This window comes from Burkholderia sp. Bp9143 (assembly GCF_003853645.1).
Lineage (GTDB): Bacteria > Pseudomonadota > Gammaproteobacteria > Burkholderiales > Burkholderiaceae > Burkholderia.
This window is the reverse complement of sequence record NZ_QTPO01000022.1, coordinates 17,655-41,692: the sequence shown is the minus strand read 5'-3', so window position 1 is coordinate 41,692 and position 24,038 is coordinate 17,655. Positions and strand designations below refer to the sequence as shown.

Below are 24,038 nucleotides of genomic sequence, written 5' to 3'. Positions count from 1 at the left end.
CGGATGCGCGATCGCCACGCGGGGCGCGGACAAGAAAAAAGCCACGGATCGCTCCGTGGCTCTTCCTTTCCATCACGCGACCGTGTCACGGCCGCATATCGCACGGCATCGTGCGAGCGCGCTTACGCGATGCTCTTCGACCAGTTCGCATACCAGTTGCGGAACAGCGTGTACTGCGCTTCCGCGTAGTTGCGTTGCGCGTCGCTCAGTGCATCCGTTTCGTTGAAGTGCAGCGTGTATTCCTTGTCGCCGTTCAGCACCATCAGGTGCTTGTAGAACAGGACCAGGTCGCAGCCTTCGTCGAACGACGACAGCACGGCCAGCGCGGCTTCCAGTTCCTTCGCACGCACGCGCGCCACGGCATCGCCTTGCGCGGCCTTCTTGCACAGGTCGACCAGTTGCAGCACTTCGCGCGGCAGCGCGTTGCCGATGCCGGTGATCGCGCCTGCCGCGCCGCAGTTCACGAAGCCGTGGAAGACTTGCGTGTCGACGCCGGCCATCAGCGTCACGCTGTCGTCCTGCGACGTGATGTTCTCGGCTGCGTAGCGCATGTCGGCGGCGCCGCCGAATTCCTTGAAGCCGATCAGGTTCGGGTGCTGGCGACGCAGTTCGAAGAACAGGTCGGCGCGGGTCGCGAAGCCGTAGTACGGGCTGTTGTAGATCACGGCCGGCAGGTTCGGCGCGGCGTTCAGGATCGCGGCGAAGTGCGCCTTCTGTGCGGCCGGCGATGCGCCGCGCGACAGCACGCGCGGGATCACCATCAGGCCGTGTGCGCCGACCTTCGCGGCATGCGCGGCGTGCGACACGGCTTCCTTCGAATTGACCGCGCCGGTGCCGACGATCGTCGGTACGCCGGCTTCGACCAGACGCGCGACGCCTTCCTGGCGCTGCGCTTCGGTCAGCAGCGGCCAGTCGCCCATCGAGCCGCAGTACACCACCGCGCGCATGCCGAGTGCCACCAGTTCCTTGCCCTTCTTCACCAGCGCGTCGAAATCCGGCTGACGGTCAGCGGTGCACGGCGTCATCAGGGCCGGAATGGTGCCGGTAAAAATGTTGTCGCTCATCTCGTTTCCTCACATTCAGATAGGGTCAACTGCCATTGCTGGCAACGTGGGCGGTACGCGCGCTCGCCGTCTCGTCGGTGCTTCACGTGATCCGGACGGCGGCTGGCCACCTCTTGTTTGCCTCGGTGCCGAAACGTTGCCTCCGGTTTCGCCCGAGAGTCAGCCATCGACGAGTGCATTCTAGCCGGATCGCATATTTTATACAATATAAAATTAAAAGGGCGCGACGAAGGTCGTCGTTCCGGGGCGTCGGGGAGGGCGGAGAACCGCGCCGCGGCAGCCTTCGGCAGGGATGGTGGGCGATTCCGGCGAAGCAGGCCGATGTGCGTCCCGGCCTCGTCTGACGGCGTTCGAAGCCTGACGGGTGTGCCGCAAGCCTGATCCCCGCCGCACTTTTATCCGACCGGAGTCACTCACCCCGCAGGCGCCCGGCCCTGTCGTCCAATACCGTCCGGCGTGTCGCATTTCTGCCGAAGGCATTTTTGAGATTGCGTGGATCGCGTATTGAATATTGTATAAAATCGTTCGGCGCGCTTACTCGCGAACCAGCCCGTCAAGGGAAATGGAAGACAACGAGAGGAGATTCGGAGATGACAAGTCAGGTCGGCGAGGCAGTCTCGCCTGGTGGTGCGGCAGCCGTGCAGGACACGGCATCGAAGCGGGAGTTGAAGCGAGTCGTCGCGGCGTCGATGGTCGGGTCGGTGGCGGAGTGGTACGAGTTCTTCCTGTATGGCACGGCGTCGGCGCTGGTATTCGGCACGCACTTCTTCAAGAAGACGGGCAACCCGATCGACGGTTTGCTCGCCGCGTTCGCGCTGTATGCGGTGGGGTTCGCCGCGCGTCCGATCGGCGGGCTGGTGTTCGGCTACTACGGCGACAAGTTCGGCCGCAAGTATCTGCTGCAGGTCAGCCTGATCGTGGTCGGCATCACGACGTTCCTGATGGGCTGCCTGCCGACCTTCGATGCGATCGGCTACTGGGCGCCGGTGCTGCTGGTGTCGCTGCGCCTGATCCAGGGCTTCGCGTTCGGCGGCGAGTGGGGCGGCGCGATCCTGCTGGTCAGCGAACACAGCCCGGACAACCGCCGCGGCTACTGGGCCAGCTGGCCGCAGGCCGGCGTGCCGGCCGGCAACCTCGTTGCGACGATCATCCTGCTGGTGCTGTCGAGCTCGCTGTCCGAAGCCGACTTCCTGGCGTGGGGCTGGCGCGCGGCGTTCTGGTTCTCGGCGGTGGTCGTGCTGATCGGCTTCTGGATTCGCCGCAAGGTCGACGACGCGCCGATCTTCAAGGAAGCGCAGGCGCGCCGCGCGCGGAAGCAGGAGAAGCAGCTCGGCGTGGGCCACGTGCTGAAGTATCACTGGCGGCAGGTGCTGATCGGCATCGGCGCGCGGTTTGCCGAGAACATTCTGTATTACATGGTCGTCACGTTTTCGCTGACCTACCTGAAGCTGGTCGTCGGCTTCGACACCACGCGGATCCTGAAGCTGATGTTCGCGGCCAACGCGATCCATTTCTTCTTCATTCCGCTGATGGGGCTGATGTCGGACCTCGTCGGCCGCAAGCCCGTGTACCTGACGGGCGCCGTGCTGACCGCCGGCTGGGGTTTCGTCGCGTTCCCGATGATGGACACCGGCAACGACTGGATCATCATGGCCGCGATCGTGCTCGGTCTGTTCATCGAATCGATGACCTATTCGCCGTATTCGGCGCTGATGACCGAGATGTTCCCGACCAACGTGCGCTATACCGCGCTGTCGCTGTGCTACCAGGTCGCGCCGTTGATGGCCGGCTCGCTCGCGCCGCTGATCGGGCTGTCGCTGCTCGAGCGCTATCACTCGTCGACGCCGATCGCGCTGTACCTGGTCGCCGCGGCGGTGATCTCGATCGTGTGCGTGGGGCTTGCGAAGGAAACGCGTGGGAAGTCGCTGCGTGAGGTTGATGCGGAGGCTGGGCGGCGGACCGGCGTGTGACGTATGCGACCGAAGCCTGGTTGGACGCACGGAAGCCACCCGCAAGGGTGGCTTTTTTGCGGTTCATCGCGGATTGCCGGGGAGCGCGGCAATCATGCCCGCGAATTCTCCTGCAATCACCCGGATGTAGTCTAAGCTGCTTGCATCAGGTACGACGTGCATGAACGATCGACAGGAGGTTCGTATGCTCGTTGTCACGAAGCGCAATGCGTATTTTGTTCACCTTCTATCGATCTGGTTGACGCTTCTGGTTGTCGGCTTGCCTCGAATGGTCTGCGCGCAAGTGGCGCGAATGGAGGTGATCCCGTTTCAGTCCATCACATTGACCGACGAGGCGTTTTTGAGCGGTCACGGTTCTGGAAAACCCGTGACGGTCGCTGGTGAACTCCGAGTTCCGCGCGGCGGAACCGAACGTTTTCCGGCGGTGATCCTGCTCCATGGTTCTGGCGGTGTGTCCGGATATGTAACGGACTGGGAGCAGGAATTTCTTGCGATGGGTGTTGCCACGTTCGTGATCGACAGTTATTCCGGGCGTGGCGTCGTCAATACGAACGATGACGAATCACAGTTGGGTCGACTGGTAGAAACCGAGGACGCGTACCGCGCGCTGGTGCTGCTTTCAAAACACCCACGGATCGACCCGGACAGGATCATGCTGATGGGTTTTTCAAGGGGGGCGCAGGCTACGCTTGTTGCCAGTCTGAAACGGATTCAGCGCGCTCATGATGCACTACGCGGGAGCGAATTCGCCGGGTATGTAGCGCTCTATCCAAATTGCAGTTGGAAATATCGCGACGACGCAAACGTTGCTGACAAACCGATTCGTGTCTTCCAGGGAAGTGCCGACGACTACGTTGCTGCTTGCCGTGCATATGTCGCCCGAGTCAGGGCAAACGGGAAAGATATTCAGTTTACCGAGTACCCTGACGCAGGCCATGTGTTCGATTGGCGAGCGCTGACGCAACCCTTGAAGCTTCCACAAGCACAGTCGACCCGAAACTGCCAGTTGGAAGAAGTAGACGATGGCCAGATCATCAATGTGAAAACGAAGCGACCTTTTTCGTACAGTGATCCGTGTGTCGAACGGGGATATACCCTGGCTTACAACGCGAAGGCATCGTCCGAAGTCAGTCGTGCGGTTCGAGTGTTGGTCATTGACGTCCTGAAACCGCGCTAGCCCAACCGATTGCCGAGCGAGGCGATCGAACGCTCCGCCTCGTGTATACCTCGGCTCCAGTCGGTAACGTGCTCGGACCGTGGTGTACGCGTGCGCAGCTTCGCGACAGGCATCGCATAGGGTCGAGCGCGCATTGGGGGGCGCTCGAAACGCTCGTAATCATCCGCCTGATCCTCGGCGCGATTGCCGGCTCGCGGTCGGGCTGTTTTCATGCCCGCGTCGGTCGCCGCTCAGGTGAGCTTTGGTGCTGACGTTCGCCACAGCCGGCGAGAAACGCGCTCGCAGACGCCGCCGTGTCGGCAAGGCGATATGTGTTCGCACTGAATACTTGTCCGCGAGTGACCGTACCGGGCGACCGGTTGACTAGGATATCTGCCGTCGTGCATCTGACGAGCCGACCGTCGGCAACGTGTCGGGTACTGCCACACACGTCAGGCGACTGTTGGCCTGCACCGGTCATTGGCGTCATTTCCCTCAACGTCCGAATGCGTGCGTGTCGCCGACATCGCATGCTGTAGAGCAGCACCCGCCCTGGGCGGGTGACCCACATTGCGATCGGACGCTCGCTCACACTCTCCGGAAAAGGGAATCCACGCGCAACACAGGGTCATGCCGCAACACGAGTGTTCGCGGCACGTGAACGACGAACCATCGGTGAACGCGTCATTGTCAAGACGACTGTCGCGCCTGCGAGCAACAGCAGGCCAGCAATGCCGAATGCCCAGTTATAGCTGCCTGTGGCATTGATCACATAACCGGTTGCGATCGGCGCAACCATGCCAAAGGCATTGCCGCCGATGACCACGAACGCCATCGCCTTCGCGATGTCTCGAGAACTGGGCAGCAGATCGTTCAACAATGCGAAGTTCAGCGATGTCGTTGAGGCGATACCGGTCAGCGTGATCGAGAACACGACGAGCAGTGTCGCGAGGTTCGACGTGAAAGGCACTGCAAGAATCGCTGCGCCAGTGAGCATCGCAAGCGCAACGGCGTTGCGACGTCGACCGGTTCCGACGCCCCCCTTCTTGAGGTAGTGATCGCTCAGTCGACCGACCAGAATACACAGGACGACGGATGCGGCATAGGGAACCGCCGCAAAGAAGCCCGTATGCGTCAGGCTCAAATGGCGGGTTGCCTGCAGATAACTGGGCAGCCAGGTCAGAAACAGATATTGCGTGTAGACGTTGCAGCCTTGCGTGATGGCGAGCCCCCAAAGGGTCGGCGAGCGCATCAGCGCGAGCAGGCCCGTCGTCTCTGTCACGGGGCCCTCTGTACTGACAGGCTTTGCGTCGCGCTCGCGCACGATCTTTTCACGCTCTTCTCCGCTCAACCAGCGTGCCTTCTCCGGAGCGTCGAAGAACACAAGCCACGCGGCGAGCCATACAAAACCGATTCCCCCGGCGATGACGAACGAGACTCGCCAGCCGAACAGCGAGACGAGCGTACCCAGCAACACGGAACAAATGGCCGGACCGGCATATGAACCGCTGTTGAACATTGCCGTCACCATGCCGCGCTCGTTGGCCGGTATCCATTGGCGAATGACCTTCGCGCCTGCGGGGTTGCTGGTGGATTCTCCAGCGCCCATCACCAGGCGTGCGGCCATGAGCGTCACGAAGCTTGTTGCCGCGCCTGTCAGCGCCGTTGCGGCAGACCACACGAAGATCCCGATTCCCGCCATGCGCTTGGTGCCGAAGCGGTCGATCAGAAAGCCCATCGGAAGCAGGAACAACGCATAACTCCAGATGAACGACGAAAACAGATATCCCATGCCGACAGCCGTCAGCTTGAATTCGCTCGCGATCGGTTTGGCTGCAATCGAGAGCGCGATACGGTCCATGTAATTGATCATGGACAGGGAAAAGAGAAAGACGGCTATCCAGCCTCGGCGGTACGGCATGCTTGTCTCCAATGTTCCGGAACCTCGGACGCCGGAGTGGCTCAGGGTTCGCTGTTTAGCATTTTGTTATAACAAAACGCAATTATGATGATAAAAAAAGCGGTCGGCGAGGACCGCGGGAAGGGCAAGGAAAATTACGTCCGCGGCGTGAAGACCTCCTGTGCGTGAACCTTGGCGCGTCGAGCGCCCTCGATATGGTCGCGCAACAGCGCCGCCGCGCGGAGCAGATCGTGCTGGGCGATTGCGTCGAGTATCGCGAGGTGTTCAAGGGCCTGTTCCTGCCTGGGCTTGCGGGCTCTGGCCTGTCGGTACTCGACGAGGCGGCGCAGCCGATCCATCCGGCGGACCGATTGCGCAATGAACCGGTTGCCGGACCATTTCGCAATCGTTTCGTGGAACTCGCTGTTTGCTTCGAACAGTTCTACCGAATTCATGGTGAGGTAGCCGCCTTCGGCAATGAAGCGCTGCCGGCGGCGAAGCTCCTCCAGCTCGACACGGTTCGCGCTGAAAGTCGGCGACATGACACCGGTCGGCTCGATCGCGGCACGGAACAGATAGCTCTCTTCGTACGCTTCCACGGAATCGATCATCGGCATGAACTGCCAGCCGTGGCCGACTTGCCGCTCGATCCAGCCCTCCTCCTGCATACGCGACAGCACCCGGCGCAGCTCGCTGCGCGACACGTCGTACTGGCGCATCAGGTCGGCTTCAGTCACGACGTCGGGCAGGCAATGCGCGAGGCGGTCCTCCGCGATCTTCAAGTAAAGCGGATCGTCCGGCTCGTTGAAGAACTGCGCGGCGACCTCCGTCACGTCTCGCGCAGGCTTGGCCATGAAGAAGCCGCGATTCGGGTCGTAATAGATCACACCGAGCGAAACCAGGTGATGCAGGGCAACGTTGACGGGCGTGCGGGATGTGCCGATTTTCTCGGCGAGGATCGATTCCGCCAGCCGGTCGCCGATGGCGAGATCCTCGCGCCTGGCCAGGGCCAGGATTTCCCGTGCGACGCGAGTCTGAAGCGGCGTAAGTGGAGTGGCGGGCGATTCTGTGGACGGTTCCATGTCGATTGGGGGCAGCAAATGACCGTTCACGACCGCCGGATGCGGCGGTGCAACTGAAAAGCCGGGTTGTGATTTTGCCATTGGCTGCTCCCATCGGTGACTGGGCGACGTCCTGAGGTCAGGGTAATTCCCAGGCGAGACTGCATTTGCTTATTGCGTTTTATGATCATAAAATGCACTACATCGAAACGCAAGCCGCTGAGCATTGCCTAGGAGAAAACCCCGATGTCCCGTACGCTTCCCCACCAGTCTGTCGAATACGTCAGCGTCGCCGACGCGATGCAGTCCGTTGATCCGGCTTCCTTTGCACGCATGCCTTACAGCGTCCGAGTGTTCGCCGAAAACATCATTCGCAGGCAGCCCGCCTCGGAGGCTGGCCGCTACCTTCAGGCATTGTCCGAGCGTCGCCACGACGTCGACTTTCCGTACTATCCGGCTCGCGTCGTATTGCAGGACCTGCTCGGCACGCCGGCGTTGGTGGACCTCGCCGGCATGCGCGACGCGATTGCGGAAGCAGGCGGAGACCCGACGACCATCAATCCGGTCGTGGCGACACATCTGGTCGTCGATCACTCGCTGAACGTGGAGGTCGCCGGGCACGATCCGGACGCGATGGCCAAGAACATGGCGATCGAGCAAACGAAGAACGCCGAACGCTTCGAATTCCTGGCCTGGTGCAAGCAGGCGTTTTCAAATCTCGACGTGTTGATGCCCGGCAACGGCATCCTGCATCAGGTCAACATCGAATATCTGTCGCCGGTCATTCAACTGCAGGACGGCGTGGCATTTCCCGATACGCTTGTCGGGACGGACAGCCACACGACGATGATCAACGCGGTCGGCGTGCTGGGCTGGGGAGTCGGCGGTATCGAGGCCGAATCCGTCATGCTCGGGCGCGCGGTGTGGCTGCGGCTGCCGACCATTGTCGGGGTGGAACTGAATGGATTCCGCCAACCGGGCGTGACAGCGACCGACCTGGTGCTCGCCATTACGGAATTCCTGCGCAAGCAGAAGGTCGTCGGTACGATCATCGAGTTCTACGGCGCCGGCGCCCGCGCAATGACACTGAGCGATCGTGCAACGATCTCGAACATGGCGCCAGAATTTGGTGCAACGGCTGCAATCTTCGCCATCGACGAAAAGACGCTCGACTTCATGCGTCTGACCGGGCGCTCCGATGCCCAGATCGCGCTGACGGAAAGCTATGCGAAGGCGCAGGGGCTGTGGGCGGACGATTTCGCGGGCGCCGAATACGATCGCGTTCTTTCGTTCGATCTGTCGGCGGTCGGACGCGCGCTCGCGGGGCCGTCGAACCCGCACGATCGCGTGCCGCTCGCGAGCCTCGTCTCCAGAGGCATCGCCCGACCGGACGCAACGCCCGCAGGGTTACACGCGTCCTCGTCGGCGACGCCGCTCGACGATGGTGCGGTCGTCATCGCTGCCGTCACGAGTTGCACGAACACGTCCAATCCGCGCAACATGATCGCGGCAGGATTGGTGGCCCGCAAAGCGGTCGAGCTGGGACTCGAGCGCAAGCCATGGGTCAAGACGTCTCTTGCTCCGGGATCGAAGCCGGTGGAGCGCTATCTGCGCGAGGCGGATCTGATGGCGCCCCTCGAGACGCTCGGCTTCGGCATCATCGGGTTCGGCTGCACGTCGTGCAACGGGATGTCGGGGCCGTTGCCGAAGGAGATCGAGGACGACATCGTCAGCCGTAACGTGCATGCCGTTGCGGTGCTGTCGGGTAACCGAAACTTCAACGGCCGCATTCATCCTCGCGTCAAGGAGGCGTTTCTTGCTTCCCCGCCGCTGGTGGTCGCTTACGCGATTGCCGGGACGATCAACGTTGACATCGAGAACGGTGTCATCGGAACCGACCGATCAGGCAATCCGGTCTATCTGAAAGACCTCTGGCCGAGCGACGAGGAGATCGACAGCTTGCTCAATGCAAGCCTCCATGGCGAGCAGTATCTGCGTATCTATGCGGAAATGTTCCGCAAGACCGAGCAGCTCGATGGAGCCGGTGCCGTTCCGGCACGCTTCCCCTGGCGTGAAAACAGCAACTACATCCGCCGTCCGCCATATTGGCAGCCGAGCCTGACCCAACCGGCTCGTTTCGACGGAATGCGTGCCATCGGCGTGTTTGGCGACAACGTGACGACCGATGATCTGTCTCCGTCGGGCGCGATTCTGCCGGAGAGTGCAGCCGGTGAGTACCTGATCGCGCATGACGTGAGTCCCGCCGAGTTCAATTCGTACGGCACCCGCCGTGGTGACCACCAGGTGGCAATTCGCGCGACGTTCGCGAACAACCGCCTGCACAATGAGATGGCCGGCGGCCAGGAAGGGTCGATTACCCGGATGGAACCGGAGGGCACGACGATGCGCCTGTTCGACGCGGCCGAGAAGTACATGGAGCGTGGCCAGGAGCTGATCGTGATCGCGGGCAAGAATTACGGCTCGGGATCGTCACGCGACTGGGCGGCGAAGGGCGTGCGGCTGATCGGCGTGCGTGCAGTCGTCTGCGAGAATTTCGAGCGCATCCATCGTTCGAACCTGGTCGGCATGGGCGTGTTGCCGCTCGAGTTTCCCGATGGAACCGACCGGACGACGTTGCGGATCGACGGCTCCGAAGTATTCGCGATCGACGGGCTGAGTGGTCCGGTCGCGCCGTCGATGCCGCTGTCGCTGCGGATCACGCGCAAGAACGGGGAAGTCGCCAGCGTGCCGGTCCAATGTCGCATCGATACGGAGGAGGAAGCGGAAATCTTCAATGCAGGCGGCCTGCTTCCGCGGATCGCCGACGAAATTGGCAAGGCAGCCTGATCATGTCTCGCACGTTCGCCTACGTGGGCTGCCGTACCACGCGGGAGCGCAATGCGCGAGGGACCGGTATCGTCGTGTACGAGGTAGACGATACCGGCGCCTGGGCGCACCTGCAGACGCTCGAACCGCTCGTCAACCCGAGCTTCCTGGCATTCAACGCCCGCCAGGATGTGCTCTATGCCGTGCATGGCGACGGAAGCTCGGTCAGCGCGTATCGCGTCGATCCGGCAACGGGACGCATTGCGGCGCTGAACGATCAGCCGTGCGAGGGACGCAATCCGGTCCATCTCGCGTTGTCTCGCGATGGCACATCGCTGGTTGTGGCGGGTTACGCGACGGGGACGGCGAGCAGGCTGGCGATTGCCGACGACGGCCGACTGGGCGAGGTCATTGCGCCGGTGCTCTCGTTGACCGGCAAGACAGGCCCGCATCGCATCGAGCAGACCGGATCCCACCCGCATCACATTTCTCGATACGTCACACGCCGCTTCGATACGGACTGGCATATCGTCCCGGACAAAGGCCTCGACACGGTCTTCGCCGTTTGTTGGGCCGAGGGCGCGGGTTCGCCGGTCGTGCGGAGCGCGCGCTGCCGCGAAGGGGCGGGGCCGCGCCATGCCGCGTTCCATCCGGAATTGCCGCTGATTTATGTGTCGAACGAACTCGACTCCACAGTCACCACGTGGTCATTCGAGCCGCAGACCGGGCAACTCGAACCGCTCAGCACGGTTTCGATCATCCCCGCAGCGTTCCACGGGCAGTCCCGTGCCGCCGGCATAGCGATCGCGCCGGATGGACGCGCGCTTCACGTGACCAATCGCGGGCACGACAGTGTCGCGACCGTGGCGCTGGACGCCGCGACAGGGCTGCCCGCGAGCGTTCACTGGACGTCCGCACTGGGTGTATGTCCGCGTTTTCTCTGCTTGAGCCCCGACGGTCGCTATTTGTACGTCGCCAACGAGCATTCGCACACGATCGTCCAGTACGCCGTCGATGCGGCGATGGGCCGACCGGTACCGACTGGTCGCGTCATCGAGACTGGCAGTCCGGTCTGCATCCTATTCAAGACAAACGAGGAGTAATTCATGGGGCAGTACAGCATCCCTGCCGTCTACATGCGAGGAGGTACCAGCAAAGGCGTCTTCTTTCGTGCCGACAACCTGCCGGCGGACGCCGCTCGGCGTGACGAAATCCTGCTTCGGGTGATTGGCAGCCCGGACCCGTACGGCAAGCAGATCGACGGGATGGGCGGCGCGACTTCGAGCACGAGCAAGGTCGTCCTGGTGGGGCCGTCGACGCGACCGGATTGCGATGTCGATTACTGGTTTGGCGCGGCATCCATCGAGAACCCCGTCATCGACTGGTCGGGCAATTGCGGGAATCTGACATCGGCGGTCGGCCCCTTTGCGATCGCTCAGGGCCTCGTCGACGCACCTGAAAACGGCGTGGCGACGGTGCGCATCTGGCAGGCGAACATTAACGCGAAAATCATCGCCCACGTGCCGATGAAGAACGGTGAAGTCGTCGAGGAAGGCGATTTCGAGCTCGATGGCGTCACGTTTCCCGCAGCCGAGATCCGAATCGAGTTCCTTGATCCGGGCGGTGCTGAAGAGGGCGAGGACGTGACAGGCGGCATGTTTCCTACCGGCCGTTCGATCGACTCGATCGACGTACCCGGTCACGGCGTATTCGAGGTCACGCTGATCAATGCCGGCAATCCGGCGATATTCATCGATGCGGAAGCGCTCGGCCTGCGCGGGAACGAGATGCAGGCGGAAGTGAACGGCAACGCCGCGCTGTTGGCCAAGTGCGAGGCAATCCGCGCACACGCTGCCGTGCGAATGGGGTTGGCTGCGACGGCTGAGGAAGTGACGTCACTGCGGCCTCACACGCCGAAACTGGCGTTTGTCTCGATGCCCGCGGAATACGTTGCATCGAGCGGCAAGCGCGTCGATCCGCACGTGGTGGATATCAACGCGCGCATTCTGTCGATGGGCAAGCTTCATCATGCGATGACGGGTACGGGTGCCGTCGCGCTGGCGGTCGCGGGCGCCATTCCCGGTACGATCGTCAACCGCCTCGTGAGCGGCAGAACGCTATCGCAACTCCGGTTCGGCCACCCGTCAGGAACGATGGCAGTGGGCGCGGAAGCGGAGCAGCGTGACGGAACCTGGGTCGTGACCAAGGCCATCATGAGCCGAAGTGCCCGCCGATTGATGGAAGGTTCCGTTCTGGTTCCGGCGTCCGCCGTGAATGTTGAATAAGGTCGCGGCGCAACCGCCCCGATATAGCGCGGCGCATCCGGCGTCGATCAATAGGAGGAGACATTTCATGCATCGAGTCATTCGTCGTAGCGCCATCGTCGCAGCAACTCTGTGCGCGTTTCACGGAGCCAACGCTGTCGCGGCAGAAAAAATCACGATACTTGTCGGAGGCATCAACAAGCTGATCTATCTACCGCCGAAGCTGGCTGAAAATCTCGGCTACTTCAAGGACGAAGGTCTCGACGTCGAACTCCAGTCGCAGCAAGCTGGCGTGGATGCCGAGAACGAGCTGCTCGCGGGCGCCGCGCAAGCGGTGGTCGGCTTCTACGATCACGCGATCGATCTGCAGGCGAAGGGGAAGGAAATCGAAACCATCGTTGTGTTCGGGCTCGTGCCCGGCAGCATGGAGATGGTTCGCTCGGATGTCGCCGGTCAGATCAGAAGCATGGGCGACATCAAGGGGAAGACGCTGGGTGTGACGGGGCTTGGATCATCCTCGACGTTTCTCGGTCAGTATCTGGCCGCTCGCCACGGCCTCAACACAACCGACTATTCGATGTTGCCGGTCGGTGCGGGTAACAGCCTGATTGCGTCGTTGAAGCAGAAGCGTGTCGACGTGGCATGGACGACCGAACCCACGACGTCTCTGCTGCGAGCGGGGGGCGATGCGAAGGTGCTGGTGGACCTGAGTAGCATCGATGGCACCAAAGCGGCGCTCGGTGGGCTTTATCCTGCCTCCAGTCTGTATGTCCAGCGCACGTGGGCGGACGCGCACAAACCGGAAACGGCGAAGCTCGCGAGAGCGTTTGTCAGAACGCTGCAGTTTATCCACACCCATTCCGCTGACGAAATCGCCGCAAAGATGCCGGCGGATTACTACGGCGGCAACAAGGTACTTTATGTCCAGGCGCTGAAAGCCTCGCTGCCGATGTACTCGTCGGACGGCAAGATGCCTGCAGGCGGCCCGGAAACCGTGCTCAAGGTGCTGAGCGATTTCAATCCCAATATCAAGGGGAAGCATATCGACCTGTCCAGAACGTATACGAATGACTTCGTGAACCGCGTCAAGTAACGCCACGGACAGGATGGCCGGATGCAGCGGGCTGCGTCGAGCCAATCGCATGAAGCAGGTCGTCGAGACAATGCATACGACATCGAACAGCATGTATGTGACTTCGCAGGGCATCGCCGAACTGACACCGGCCGGATGCGTTCGTGCAGCCATTAATTTCGGCAATCCGATTCTCGCCCATCGTGATCCGGAGTCGGGCGAAGCGAAAGGCGTCTCCGTCGATCTGGCTACGAAACTGGCCGGGCTGCTCGACGTTTCGCTCCAACTCGTCCTGTACGACGCAGCCGGCGACGTGGTGGCCGGCTGCGAGCGCGGCGAGTGGGACGTTGCGTTCGTCGCTCGCGACCCCGTACGTGGCAATGCGATGGATCAGACTCGCCCTTACGTCCTGATCGAAGGGGCCTATCTCGTGCCCGAGGTCTCTCCTGTCCGCTCCAACGAAGCGGTAGACGAAATCGGCACCCGTGTCGTCGTCGGCAAGGGAAGCGCGTACGATCTATACCTCACACGCATGCTTCACAATGCGACGATCGTGAGGTCCGCGACCTCGCCGGCCGTCGTCGACACAATGCTGGCGCAAGGGTGTGAAGTCGCGGCTGGCGTCAGGCAGCAACTCGAATTCGATGCAAACAGGTTGCCCGGTTTGCGAATGCTTCCCGGCCAATTCATGGTCATCGAGCAGGCAATGGGAACACCCAAGGGCAGACCGGCCGCATTTCGCCTTCTGAATGAGTTTGTCGTGCAAGTGATCGCGTCCGGCTTCGTGTCGCACGCTCTGGTCGAACACGGAATACTCGGTGCTACCGTCGCGACGGTCTGATCCACCGGGTAGGTTCGACCGCAAACTCGAGCATCAGAGAAAAGCGCGACATTCTGGCGCGGGCCGCGGAGTTCTTTTAATGGTGCACGCCGAGTACGGCAGTGTATCGATTCATCACGACGCGGCATCGTAAATCCGCCCACCGTGAATCTTGCAGCGACCCGAGTGTCCGGTTGTCTCGACATCCTGTTTACTCGCTCCATTCTGCTGCTCCACTGCGAAACCCGCCCGATGCGCGACGCGCGCTTGCCGATTAATGCCCTCATACGGATAGCGGTCCTGAGCAGGTTTCAGTCAACCTTGGCGATCCGACGCCGTGTCTGTACCCGACGCCGTCAGTTGATGTCTATTGTTCTCGCCCGTTGAGGTCGCAGAACCTGAGAGACCAGGGGACGACTGCATCGACGGACGACAATGATGGCCGGGCCCACATGAACCGCTATTAATTGAACCGCCACGCTCACTGAGCCCGCGGGCGCGCGTGCATAAACATGGTGCCGATCCCGCTGACCGCGATCACGATCATTCCGGCAACGGTCCACAGGTCCGGAACCTTCCCGAACAGCAGCCAACTGAAGAATGTGGCGAAGGCAAGTTGAGCGTAGCCAAACGGAGTCAGCACGGCAAGCGGCGTTCGACGCAACGCCTGAAGCATAAGCAGATGACCCGAAGTGGCAAGCGATGCCATCAAGATGACCAAAAGCCAGCTCCCAGCAGTGACCTCGCGGATCGCAGGAAGAAGAGTGGCCTGGTCGACCCATAGAAGCGACGCTAATGCGATGCTCGCGATCAGTGCGGTATAGAAATTGGTTGTAACAGGGTCGCCAGATGTCGACAACTTGCTCGAGACAACCTGGAAGCACGCAAAGGTTGTGGCAGCGCCGATAGGAAATGCAACCGCCCAACTGAACTCGCCGCTGCCTGGTCTGACGACGATCAGCATCCCGATGAAGCCTAGCGTCACCATGGACCACTTGGCCTTCGACACTTCTTCGTTGAGCAGCGTCGCCGCGAGCAACGTCGATATCAATGGCGCCATCATCGCGAGCGACGTACTGACCGGCAGTGCCAAAAGGCGCAATCCGGCAAAAGTGCAGGCTGAATTAAGGAGCAGGAGAAAAGCGCGCAACACCTGAAGCTTCAGCGTACCCACGTGGCGGAACCGACTGATTCCGCCTCTAGCCTGCCATGCACCGAGAGCGATTGCCTGGAATATGTAGCGTCCAAGAAGAATTGCTGTCAAGGGGACCGCCGTACCGATTACTTTAACGACGGAATCGCTCGCGGCAAAGGTCGCGGTCGTGACTACCATCAGCGCGACGCCAGCCTCGGCTGTCATTGGGACGTTAGCTAAGCGGGTAACAGCCATTCAGTTCTCAGTGCGTTCTTGGGTCGGCCCGGTTTGATACCCGGCAATATGTCCAGCGATCGTTGACCATGGCGATCTGTATCATCGCCGATTCGACTCTGCAATCGTTCATCCAGGTTGTGGGTCGTACGAGGCGCCGCGGCCACGGCGCCCCATTATGCTGCAATGTTGCTGTAAACCGATCGGAACGCAGGCTGGCGACGAGTCCGACGATGTCACGCTCCGGGCTGACAAGTAGCCTGGTGTCTGGTCCGACTGATCAGTTTCAGGTGTTCTTTCATGCGTCGCTCGTCTGGCGAGACTCCCGTGAACAGACGAAACTGCTCGGCGGCCTGCGAAAAGAACATGCCTTCGCCGTTGTGTGTTCGGGCTCCCTTGAGGCGGGCTGCTCCAAGCAGTTCTGTCTCCGCAGGCGAGTAGATGAGGTCGGCGACCCACAGGTCGGGGCGCAATAGATGTGTCGGGAGTGGGCACCCGGGATGTGCGTCCATACCGATGGGTGTCGCATTGACGAGCCCGTCCGCACCGGCAATGGCCATGGCCAGGTTGTTGACAAGACCGATCCGGTCGGCGCCGTGAACAGCGGCGAGACCGTCGATTACAGGCTTTGCCTTTTGCGGATTGCGGACCCAGAGATCCACGCGCTGAACTCCGCACGTGAGTAAAGCATGGGCGACGGCCTTCCCCGCGCCACCTGCCCCCAGTTGAACTACCCGATGAGTTCTGACACCCGCCATGTCACGCCGGAACGAGTTCGCGAACCCAAACCAGTCAGTGTTGTGACCGATCCACTTGCCGTCTTCGAGCACGACCGTATTCACGGCGCCCAGCAACCGTGCATCGTCAGATAGTTCGGAAAGGTGCGGAAGAATAGCCTCCTTGCAGGGATGGGTGACGGCAAAGCCGTTGAAGCCGAGCTGTCGTCCCGCCTGGAGAAGGTTCGGCAACGCATCATTACCGAGACCCAGCGCGGTCAGATCGATCAGGCGATAGACGTAGCGCATTCCGCAATTTTCCCCTTCCTGCATATGAACCTGAGGCGCTTTGGAAAACTGAAGGTTTGCGCCGATCAGGCCGATCAGGATCGCGGGTTTCGTTTCGGGCATGATGTCCTCCATGAATCAGATAGGCTGAGGCGCGAAGTCGGCCACGTCGACGGGTGCCGCCGATTTGAGCAAAGCAACCGAGCGGCGCACCCCTTCGATACGTGACATCAGCACGTCTTCATGTTCGATGGAAAGCCAGCCATCGTAGCCATTCACGCGCAGGCGATAGCAAAAGTCTTTCCACCAGGCTTCCGGGCGCCCATAGCCGAGCGTGATATAGCTCCATGCACGCGCTGCGATGTTGTCGAGAGGACCGTTCTCGAGTAACCCCGTCGTGGCGCACCGGGCCGCGTTGATTCGGGTGTCTTTTGCGTGGACGTGATAGATCGCGTCGCCAAGGGCATCGACGGCTTCCAGCGGATCAGCCCCCATCCACATCAAATGACTTGGATCGAGGTTTGCACCGACGATTGGACCCACCGCCGCACGAAGCTTCAGCAGTGTCGGAACGTTGTAAACGAGTTGATTGCCGTGCAGTTCGATACACAGCTTGTTGATCCCCTGTTCCGACGCGAACTTCACGAGCGCGCTCCAGTACGGCAACAGGACTTCGTTCCATTGCCAGTCGAGTACCTGTTGCGTTTCCGGAGGCCACGACGACACGATCCAGTTTGGCGTGCGATCGCCGGGTGCACCGCCCGGTAGACCCGACATGAGGCACACCTTGTCGAGACCCAGCTCGGCGGCGAGCCGGATCGTGTTGCGTATCACCGCCGATTGTCGCGCTCCGTCCGTCGGATGAAGCTGATTGCCATTGCAATTCAGGGCGATCAGGGAGAGGTCGCGACTGTCGAGGGCATCGAGAAATGCGCGTCGCTTGTCACTGCTGACGAGCAAGCCATCGAGATCGACGTGCGGGGCCGACGACCAGTTGCCGGTGTTGATCTCTACGCCTTCGATTCCTGTCTCTTGTGCTGCCTGGAGCAGATCTTCCAACGAGAGGTGGGACAGACTGTCGGAAACGAGCCCGATCTTCATTTGTTGCCTCTTCAAAAGGGGTGAATCCATCGACGGGCCTTTCGTGCTCGCCTTCCTTACGCGGCTTCGCTCCCTTCCACGGTAGGGGATAGGGGATGCGTCGAATGCGGAACGAGTCCAATTGGCGGCCGCTACGAAAGTGTGACGACCTGACCGGTCGCAGCCGCTTCCTTCACTGCAAGAGTGGCCGCCAGCGTTCTGGCCGCGCCACGCGCGTCGAGCAGAGGTTTCGTGGTACCGCGGATGACCTCGCAAAAATGTTGCATCTGGTTGGACAACGGATCACTGGTCGACTGCAATGTGAACGGATCCTGTTCGGGCACAGCGGCCCGCTCTGAGCGCAGGGGGGACCACCAGCTCAAGTCGGTTCCATGACTCCAGAGCTCAAGACGTGGAACCGACAGGGAGCCCTCCATGCCCGCTATGAAATAGCAGGCTTCATCTGTTCGAGGAAAAGCCCTGTTCTCGCCCGCCGTCATCTCCCAGTTCCATGGTGCCGCGGCAGCATCGGAAATTGCCAACGTACCGATGGCACCGTTGCGGTATCGCAGGATGATGCCGACGGTGTCTTCGACCGGAAAGCCACGCGCCGCATTCGACGCCGCCGCCTGCACGCTTTCGATGTCGCCGCAGAGGTTCCGAAGATCGTCAATGACGTGAATGAGATTCAGAAGCAGGACGCCGGCACCGGGCTGACCGCGCCATGCGGTCTTCCCTTCGAAGTAGTCCCTTGGCTTGAGGAACCAGCAGAATCCCTGCACAGCCGTGATTCGCCCCAGTCGTCCCGAGTCGATGATGGCCTTCGCGCGTTGCGTGAGCGGGCTGTGACGCCGATGATGACCAACGAGAACGGGAATGTTGGCCTGCTCGGCTGCGTCGGCGAACCGGATAGCCTCGGCGACGGAATCGCAAACTGGCTTCTCCATCAGCATCGTCACCCCATGCCTGACCAACTGCATACCTGTCTGGAAATGAAGCGGGTTCGGCAGTCCGACAACGACGCCATCGGGCTTGTCAGTAGCCAACATGACTTCCAGATCCGGGTACCAGGCGACTTGAAGGCTATTTGCTTGCTCTTTTGCTTTCGGGGCAGGGTCGACAATGGCGGCCAGCCTGGCACCCGGCGTCGCGAGAACCCGTTTGATGTGCTCTTGCCCAATCAGGCCGGCACCTGCTACTGCGATTCGGACCGACTTGTCGTTGTCTGCTGTCACGTGAGTCTCCTCGTGATGGACGTAACGCGGTAGGTGAATTGAGCGTGGCGGAAGTTTCCAGGCCACGCGCGGTGCAAGGCGTGGGGCTCGCTCAGTCAGGAACGTTCCCGGTTCATTGCTTTATCTCCGGTGATCGAGACGTCGAGGGCCTGCCGTGTCGCGATCAAACAGCAGGGCTGGTTCGAATCAGGAGTGTCCGTGTTCTTCAGCGAAGGGCTGGCTGGACGGGACTTTGCGGATCGCTTCCTTTCGGATTAGTTCGTACTCGATCTTGTCGACTGGTATCGCATGCTTGTTGCCAAGGTCTTCCATGCGAACACGATATGTCTCGCGTGCGCTCCATGCGGCGAACGCCGCAAGACAGGCGACCGCGAAGGCAATCGCACCGACCCTCATCGGAATATTGGACGTGCCCGGCGGAGCGACGGCCACGAGCAAAATCGGGATGAAGGAGCCAAGCACGACACCGATGTTGTGAGAGATCGCGTTGCCGGCAACCCGGAAGCGCGTCGGGAAAAGCTCGGGCCAGAAGCTAGGTACGATAGCGTTGTAGCCTTGATAGACCACACCCCACGCGATCATCGAGACGATAAACGTGAGCATGACGCTGTGAATGCTGATGGCGTAGAGGTAGAGAACAGTGGCAATGCCGGAGCAGATCATGCCGATCACGAACGTCGGCCGACGACCGATCTTGTCCGAGAGAGCGCCCGCGAACGGTATCGTGACAACGGCAATTACATTACCCAGCACTGGAATCCAGAGGAACAGTTCCTTCGGGAACCCGATTCCATAGGCGGGCTGTGCAGCATAGGCGGCTCCGAACACCGTAATCGTTGCCGGTACAACGTAAGCGAGTGCCATCCCGATCACTCTCAGCATATCCGGCCATGCGAAACGGAAGGTCTCGAGAATGGGCGCTTTCGAGACCTGACCGGACATCTGTTCTCTCGTGAACTCCGGGGTTTCGTCGACCTTCCGGCGAACGAACAGGCCAACGATCACGATTGCCACGGAGAACAGGAACGGAATCCGCCAGCCGATGCTATAGAACATCTGCTGCGGCATGAAGTGAAGGAGCGGCAGGAAGACGCCTGCGGCGAGAATCTGCCCCGCCTGCGTGCCTTGCGCGATGAAGCTTCCATAGAAGCCACGTCGGCCGAAGGGCGCGTGCTCAAGGACCATCGAGTTGGCGCCGGGCTGTTCGCCGCCCAGTGCGAAGCCTTGAATCAGGCGCAAGATGATGAGCGTCGCCGGAGCCCAGACACCTACCTGCTCATAGGTCGGCAAGAGGCCGACACACGCAGTAGAAATCCCCATCAGGATCATCGAGAAAACGAGCACGCTCTTCCGACCGTGCCGGTCGCCCCAATGGCCGAGAAAGAACGCGCCGAACGGTCGAGCGACGAAGCCAACGGCATAGGTCGCCAGCGACGTCATGATCGCAACCGTCGGATCGCCCTTGGGGAAGAACAACTGCGGAAAGAACAGCGCCGCCGCTGTGCCGTAGACGAAGAAATCGTAGTACTCGAGTGCAGATCCCATCCAGCCGCTGGCTGCTGCCTTGTTGACCTGAGATTTACTGCGGGTTATGCGTTCTGATGACGTGCTCATGTCTCATCTCCTCCAACTGTTATCCCTTCGCTAGTTCGCTCAGGTGTTTGCCCGTTTCACTTCAACCCCGATCACTTCCTCGAGAAGCTTGATAAGGCACTGGTTGTCGTCCGTCGGATACCGCGTGTTGGCCGCCTGGAAGAACTGGGTCGCCACGCCGGTGGTCATCATCGGCACGCCGTTCTCCTGCGCGAGGGCCATCGTGATGGTCAGATCCTTGTACGTGTTGTAGATGTTGGATCCGCTTCCCGTGAACTTGCGATCCATGATCACCGGCACGGTGTTCTGGAAAATCGGTGTATTGGCAACGCTCGTGCCGATGACGTTGAAGATCGACTCAGCCGAAAGACCCGCCTTCACGCCGAGTGCGAGTACCTCGAAGATCCCGGAGTAGATACAGCCGACGAGGCCCTGCAGACAGGCTTTCATGACCTGGCCCTTACCGATTTCTTCGCCGATGTAGTTGATATTCTTCGCGATGGCCTTGAATGCCGGAAGGCACATTTCGTAGGCTTCCTTGTTGCCCGACATCATGAGCGTCAGTTCGCCCGCGTCGGCTCCGATTCTTCCGCCGGAGACGGGCGAATCGATGACGTGAATCTTGTATTCCTTCGCGGCTTCTCCCATTTCGCGAACAGCGGGACTGCCGATCGTAGCGGTGAGCACCACAACGGATCCCGGTTTCATCGAGGCGAGAAGCTTGCCGTTTCCGACCAATACATCCCTGGTCTGTCGAGCATCGACGACCATCACGAATACGACGTCCGACGCCGCGCCTACCGCAGCAACGTTCGCGCTGGCTTTGCCGCCGTACGCGACGAAATCGTCCAGCTTGTCCTTGCTCATGTCGTAGGCCGTGACTGCGAATTCGCCTGCGACCAGGTTTTTCGCCATGCCCATACCCATGTTTCCGAGCCCAACCACACCGACTTTCTTCATGATTCAATACTCCTAAAAGACATAAATTTATGTCGAGGCTGCTTGAAGCTTTCAAGAACAGCTTCGACCTGTGACTGCGCGACTATTCGCTCGTCGCGACGCTCTTCCGAGTTTCCTTGTGACCTGTCGATTCCGGGGCAGAGCCAAACACTTCGATGAATCGTCCCACTGAGCGACGGAAGCTTTCTTCGAGGGTATCGCCCACGGGGCGGTAGACGTTTTCCAGCGAGACCACGCCGTCGAAGTTGTCGGCGCGAAGTGCATCCGCAAGCGGCACAAGATATTCGGCCAGATCGCCTTCGCCCAGTGCGCAAAATTCGACGGTGCCGTTCTTGACGTCCACGCGCGCGTCCTTCAGCTGGATGTGCACGAGATAATCGCGAATCTTCTCGTAGGCTTCCGGATAGGGCGTCTCGGTCGAATAGAGGTTGTTGCCGGTGTCGAGCATGATGCGCAGATGCTTCGATCCCATTTCCTCGACCATACGTGCGGCGAGGGAACAGGAACTGAGCATCGTATCGAAGCCCGTTTCCACTGCGATCACAATGTCGTTCTCTTCAGCGATACGCAATGGCTCCTCGTATAGCCGGAGCAAGCTGGGCCACGCACGGTTCTGGTTTGCGAGGAACCGTTCAGCGCCGTGTGCACCGAAGATTACCGGTGGTCGCTGAAACGGCATCGCACGCACGAGCCGGGTACCGAGCCGCTTTGCAAGCGCAATCGACTTGCGGAATGCGGCGAGATCCTGCTGATACTCCGCGTCGGCGACATCGGTCGTGAGAACCGGAAGCATGTAGAACGAGCGCGGCGAGACGGCCGATACAGGGCACCCTGATGCCTTGACAAGTCGCACGATTTCCTCTGTCTGCACTTCATCGTGACAGCCGGCGGAGAGGTTCCACGCGCCGCAGAATTCTGCGTAAGGGAGGTTCAACTCGCGCAATACCTTGAGACCGTACTCAAGGTCTTCGCTAATGTGGTTTGTGATGGCACCAATCTTCATTCGACGACTCCTCATGCTCTGATTTTTCGGGTTGCCTGTCAGCCGTGAAACGCCGAAAAAATGGTTCTGAATCTGGCGAGCTCGGCTTCGCAATCGCCCGGCGCAAATGCCTCGAGGCCGACGCTGCAGTCGTATCCAAGCTTGACCATCGCGTCGACGATGTTGGAATAGTGGATCTCTCCGCGACCGGGAACGTCACGCATGGGCACATCGGCAATCTGGACTTCTCCCACATAGCCACGGCACCTTTCGAGCAAATCGACCAGGTTTCCGCCATCCTTTTGTGCATGAAAAAGATCAAGGTTCATGCGGATACGAGGGCTGTTGACCGATTTGACGAGCGCGAGAATGTCAGTCGCCCTGTGGAAGGGGACGCCCGGATGATCCAATGGATTCAGATTCTCGATCGTGAAATCGACGTCGTGCTGGTCGCCTAGCTCGGCGATCCGGCACAGCGTGCTCCTCGCGTTCATCCACATCTCACCTGTTACGTGCCAGATGGGATTCACCGCGGGACCATCCTTGGTCAGCTTGCCGCCGTGCAGATTCAGCGACGGTCGTCCGATGGCCTTGGCAAGTGGAATTTGTTCCGCAATTGACGCGATCATCGCGTCGGATGCGTCGGACACTGCCAGGTTACCGCGGCCGCATCCGTCGATCATCGAATAGGTCGCACCCGTGTCGGCAAGCCGATCGACATCGTAGCCGTCCAGGCTCCACAGGCCCACGCGAAAGCCTAGATCGTGCAAGCGTCCGATCCGCTCGTAGAAGGGCAGATCCGTGAACGTCATTTCCGCGTTAACCGCAAGCTTTGGCCGGCTCATTGCTTTTCCTCTTTCGTTGCCGTCGCATCGAGGCGTTTTCTGTCCCGCACGGCGATCCAGTCGTGATCGGGATCGTTCGCAAAATGCCAGGTGCGCTTGTCTCCGGCCATGACGTTCAGGTAGTAGCTGTCGTAGCCATAAGGGACGACAACCGGGTGATAACCGCGCGGCACCATCACGACGTCGTGGTTTTCGACAGTCATCGTTTCGTCGAGATCGCGGTTGTCCGTATACACGCGCTGAAACGCGAACCCCTGCGGCGGATCAAGGCGGTGGTAGTACGTTTCCTCGAGCGAGCTTTCGATCGGCACGTTGTCCTGATCGTGTTTATGGGGCGGGTAGCTCGACGAATGGCCCCCTGGCGTTATCACCTCGACAACGAGTAACCCTTCGGCGGGCTCGGTCTGAGGGAGGATGTCGCAGACGTAGCGGGTGTTCGCACCCGTCCCGCGTGTCGTGCGCTTCATTTGGTCGGGAGTGATCAGGCGCGGTGGGAAGACGCCTGTCCCGGGTGCGCTGGCAACGCCTATTTCGGCTGCGCTTTCGGCGTACACGCGTCCGGGAAGGCCGGGCGGAAGATACAGGGCATACGGTGCCTGATTTTCAAAGACGCTTTGTCGAGTACCGATTGACTCCCAACGCTGTTCGCCAGCCTCGACGCTCACACTTCCGGTGAGAACCACGATGCATACTTCGCGCCTCGGCTCGTCGATCGTCACGGAACTGCCTTGCCCGATACGATAGGCGGCAAACCCGACATGCTTCCAGTTAGCCGACTCAGGCGTTACCCGACTAATGGTCTGTCCTTTGTCAGACCCCTTTACCAGCAGGCTCATC

The 24,038-nt window shown here is 60.6% G+C and carries 19 protein-coding genes; 7 read left to right on the top strand and 12 right to left on the bottom strand.

Annotation, left to right across the window (positions count from 1 at the left end):
• Nucleotides 1-122: 122 nt before the first annotated feature.
• Nucleotides 123-1,064 carry a dihydrodipicolinate synthase family protein gene (locus DIE23_RS18080; RefSeq protein WP_059525958.1) on the bottom strand — a complete coding sequence of 314 codons (942 nt, stop codon included), beginning with the start codon at nt 1,062-1,064 and terminating at the stop codon, nt 123-125.
• 590 nt (nt 1,065-1,654) lie between these two features.
• On the opposite strand from DIE23_RS18080, the gene abaF reads away from it, so the two are divergent.
• Both abaF and DIE23_RS18070 read left to right on the top strand, forming a co-directional pair.
• Nucleotides 1,655-3,034 (top strand): fosfomycin efflux MFS transporter AbaF, encoded by a 1,380-nt coding sequence (gene abaF / locus DIE23_RS18075; RefSeq protein ID WP_124613380.1) that lies wholly within the window; start codon nt 1,655-1,657, stop codon nt 3,032-3,034.
• Nucleotides 3,035-3,218: 184 nt separating this feature from the next.
• Entirely contained in the window at nt 3,219-4,211 is a 993-nt protein-coding gene (locus DIE23_RS18070; protein WP_260436105.1) for a dienelactone hydrolase family protein, read from the top strand.
• A gap of 607 nt (nt 4,212-4,818) precedes the next feature.
• Here the strand turns inward: DIE23_RS18070 and DIE23_RS18065 are convergent.
• Both DIE23_RS18065 and DIE23_RS18060 read right to left on the bottom strand, forming a co-directional pair.
• On the bottom strand, nt 4,819-6,111 hold the full coding sequence (locus DIE23_RS18065; RefSeq protein ID WP_124613379.1) for an MFS transporter: 1,293 nt from the start codon (nt 6,109-6,111) through the stop codon (nt 4,819-4,821).
• A 134-nt stretch (nt 6,112-6,245) separates the two neighbouring features.
• Nucleotides 6,246-7,253: a GntR family transcriptional regulator gene (locus tag DIE23_RS18060; RefSeq protein WP_260436104.1), complete on the bottom strand. Its 1,008-nt coding sequence runs from the start codon at nt 7,251-7,253 to the stop codon at nt 6,246-6,248.
• Nucleotides 7,254-7,397: 144 nt separating this feature from the next.
• Here DIE23_RS18060 and acnA point away from each other — a divergent pair, with 144 nt between their 5' ends.
• From acnA to DIE23_RS18035, 5 genes are all read left to right on the top strand, one after another.
• Complete coding sequence (acnA, locus tag DIE23_RS18055) at nt 7,398-9,998, top strand: aconitate hydratase AcnA (protein ID WP_124613378.1); 2,601 nt, start codon at nt 7,398-7,400, stop codon at nt 9,996-9,998.
• Between the two features lie 2 nt (nt 9,999-10,000).
• Nucleotides 10,001-11,080, top strand: coding sequence for a lactonase family protein (locus tag DIE23_RS18050; RefSeq protein ID WP_124613377.1), 1,080 nt, complete (start codon nt 10,001-10,003; stop codon nt 11,078-11,080).
• Nucleotides 11,081-11,083: 3 nt separating this feature from the next.
• Nucleotides 11,084-12,262: a 2-methylaconitate cis-trans isomerase PrpF gene (gene prpF / locus DIE23_RS18045; RefSeq protein ID WP_124613376.1), complete on the top strand. Its 1,179-nt coding sequence runs from the start codon at nt 11,084-11,086 to the stop codon at nt 12,260-12,262.
• A gap of 67 nt (nt 12,263-12,329) precedes the next feature.
• The gene (locus DIE23_RS18040) at nt 12,330-13,334 is read left to right on the top strand and encodes an ABC transporter substrate-binding protein (RefSeq protein ID WP_124613375.1); all 1,005 of its coding nucleotides are present in this window, start codon (nt 12,330-12,332) and stop codon (nt 13,332-13,334) included.
• A gap of 49 nt (nt 13,335-13,383) precedes the next feature.
• Nucleotides 13,384-14,154, top strand: coding sequence for an ABC transporter substrate-binding protein (locus tag DIE23_RS18035; protein WP_311767822.1), 771 nt, complete (start codon nt 13,384-13,386; stop codon nt 14,152-14,154).
• A gap of 460 nt (nt 14,155-14,614) precedes the next feature.
• Here DIE23_RS18035 and DIE23_RS18030 read toward each other — a convergent pair whose 3' ends face one another.
• The 9 genes from DIE23_RS18030 to iolB form a co-directional block, all read right to left on the bottom strand.
• Complete coding sequence (locus DIE23_RS18030) at nt 14,615-15,523, bottom strand: DMT family transporter (protein ID WP_260436103.1); 909 nt, start codon at nt 15,521-15,523, stop codon at nt 14,615-14,617.
• A gap of 215 nt (nt 15,524-15,738) precedes the next feature.
• The gene (locus DIE23_RS18025) at nt 15,739-16,629 is read right to left on the bottom strand and encodes a shikimate dehydrogenase (protein ID WP_221623349.1); all 891 of its coding nucleotides are present in this window, start codon (nt 16,627-16,629) and stop codon (nt 15,739-15,741) included.
• 15 nt (nt 16,630-16,644) lie between these two features.
• On the bottom strand, nt 16,645-17,607 hold the full coding sequence (locus DIE23_RS18020) for a sugar phosphate isomerase/epimerase (protein WP_124613373.1): 963 nt from the start codon (nt 17,605-17,607) through the stop codon (nt 16,645-16,647).
• Between the two features lie 131 nt (nt 17,608-17,738).
• Nucleotides 17,739-18,821, bottom strand: coding sequence for a Gfo/Idh/MocA family protein (locus tag DIE23_RS18015; protein WP_124613372.1), 1,083 nt, complete (start codon nt 18,819-18,821; stop codon nt 17,739-17,741).
• 186 nt (nt 18,822-19,007) lie between these two features.
• A complete protein-coding gene (locus tag DIE23_RS18010; protein ID WP_124613371.1) occupies nt 19,008-20,435 on the bottom strand; it encodes an MFS transporter in 1,428 nt (475 codons plus the stop codon).
• Nucleotides 20,436-20,474: 39 nt separating this feature from the next.
• On the bottom strand, nt 20,475-21,374 hold the full coding sequence (locus DIE23_RS18005; RefSeq protein ID WP_124613370.1) for an NAD(P)-dependent oxidoreductase: 900 nt from the start codon (nt 21,372-21,374) through the stop codon (nt 20,475-20,477).
• Nucleotides 21,375-21,456: 82 nt separating this feature from the next.
• Complete coding sequence (locus DIE23_RS18000; protein WP_185646483.1) at nt 21,457-22,377, bottom strand: sugar phosphate isomerase/epimerase; 921 nt, start codon at nt 22,375-22,377, stop codon at nt 21,457-21,459.
• Between the two features lie 38 nt (nt 22,378-22,415).
• Nucleotides 22,416-23,201, bottom strand: coding sequence for a TIM barrel protein (locus DIE23_RS17995; RefSeq protein WP_124613368.1), 786 nt, complete (start codon nt 23,199-23,201; stop codon nt 22,416-22,418).
• The gene (gene iolB, locus DIE23_RS17990) at nt 23,198-24,037 is read right to left on the bottom strand and encodes a 5-deoxy-glucuronate isomerase (protein ID WP_124613367.1); all 840 of its coding nucleotides are present in this window, start codon (nt 24,035-24,037) and stop codon (nt 23,198-23,200) included. Before iolB ends, DIE23_RS17995 begins: the two co-directional genes overlap by 4 nt.
• Nucleotide 24,038: the final 1 nt, after the last annotated feature.

Excerpts from the sequence above, each read along its gene's own strand:
- DIE23_RS18080 (WP_059525958.1), bottom strand. The coding sequence starts at position 1,064 with ATGAGCGACAACATTTTTACCGGCACCATTCCGGCCCTGATGACGCCG.
- abaF (WP_124613380.1), top strand. The coding sequence starts at position 1,655 with ATGACAAGTCAGGTCGGCGAGGCAGTCTCGCCTGGTGGTGCGGCAGCC.
- DIE23_RS18070 (WP_260436105.1), top strand. The coding sequence starts at position 3,219 with ATGCTCGTTGTCACGAAGCGCAATGCGTATTTTGTTCACCTTCTATCG.
- DIE23_RS18065 (WP_124613379.1), bottom strand. The coding sequence starts at position 6,111 with ATGCCGTACCGCCGAGGCTGGATAGCCGTCTTTCTCTTTTCCCTGTCC.
- DIE23_RS18060 (WP_260436104.1), bottom strand. The coding sequence starts at position 7,253 with ATGGCAAAATCACAACCCGGCTTTTCAGTTGCACCGCCGCATCCGGCG.
- acnA (WP_124613378.1), top strand. The coding sequence starts at position 7,398 with ATGTCCCGTACGCTTCCCCACCAGTCTGTCGAATACGTCAGCGTCGCC.
- DIE23_RS18050 (WP_124613377.1), top strand. The coding sequence starts at position 10,001 with ATGTCTCGCACGTTCGCCTACGTGGGCTGCCGTACCACGCGGGAGCGC.
- prpF (WP_124613376.1), top strand. The coding sequence starts at position 11,084 with ATGGGGCAGTACAGCATCCCTGCCGTCTACATGCGAGGAGGTACCAGC.
- DIE23_RS18040 (WP_124613375.1), top strand. The coding sequence starts at position 12,330 with ATGCATCGAGTCATTCGTCGTAGCGCCATCGTCGCAGCAACTCTGTGC.
- DIE23_RS18035 (WP_311767822.1), top strand. The coding sequence starts at position 13,384 with ATGAAGCAGGTCGTCGAGACAATGCATACGACATCGAACAGCATGTAT.
- DIE23_RS18030 (WP_260436103.1), bottom strand. The coding sequence starts at position 15,523 with ATGGCTGTTACCCGCTTAGCTAACGTCCCAATGACAGCCGAGGCTGGC.
- DIE23_RS18025 (WP_221623349.1), bottom strand. The coding sequence starts at position 16,629 with ATGCCCGAAACGAAACCCGCGATCCTGATCGGCCTGATCGGCGCAAAC.
- DIE23_RS18020 (WP_124613373.1), bottom strand. The coding sequence starts at position 17,607 with ATGAAGATCGGGCTCGTTTCCGACAGTCTGTCCCACCTCTCGTTGGAA.
- DIE23_RS18010 (WP_124613371.1), bottom strand. The coding sequence starts at position 20,435 with ATGAGCACGTCATCAGAACGCATAACCCGCAGTAAATCTCAGGTCAAC.
- DIE23_RS18005 (WP_124613370.1), bottom strand. The coding sequence starts at position 21,374 with ATGAAGAAAGTCGGTGTGGTTGGGCTCGGAAACATGGGTATGGGCATG.
- DIE23_RS18000 (WP_185646483.1), bottom strand. The coding sequence starts at position 22,377 with ATGAAGATTGGTGCCATCACAAACCACATTAGCGAAGACCTTGAGTAC.
- DIE23_RS17995 (WP_124613368.1), bottom strand. The coding sequence starts at position 23,201 with ATGAGCCGGCCAAAGCTTGCGGTTAACGCGGAAATGACGTTCACGGAT.
- iolB (WP_124613367.1), bottom strand. The coding sequence starts at position 24,037 with ATGAGCCTGCTGGTAAAGGGGTCTGACAAAGGACAGACCATTAGTCGG.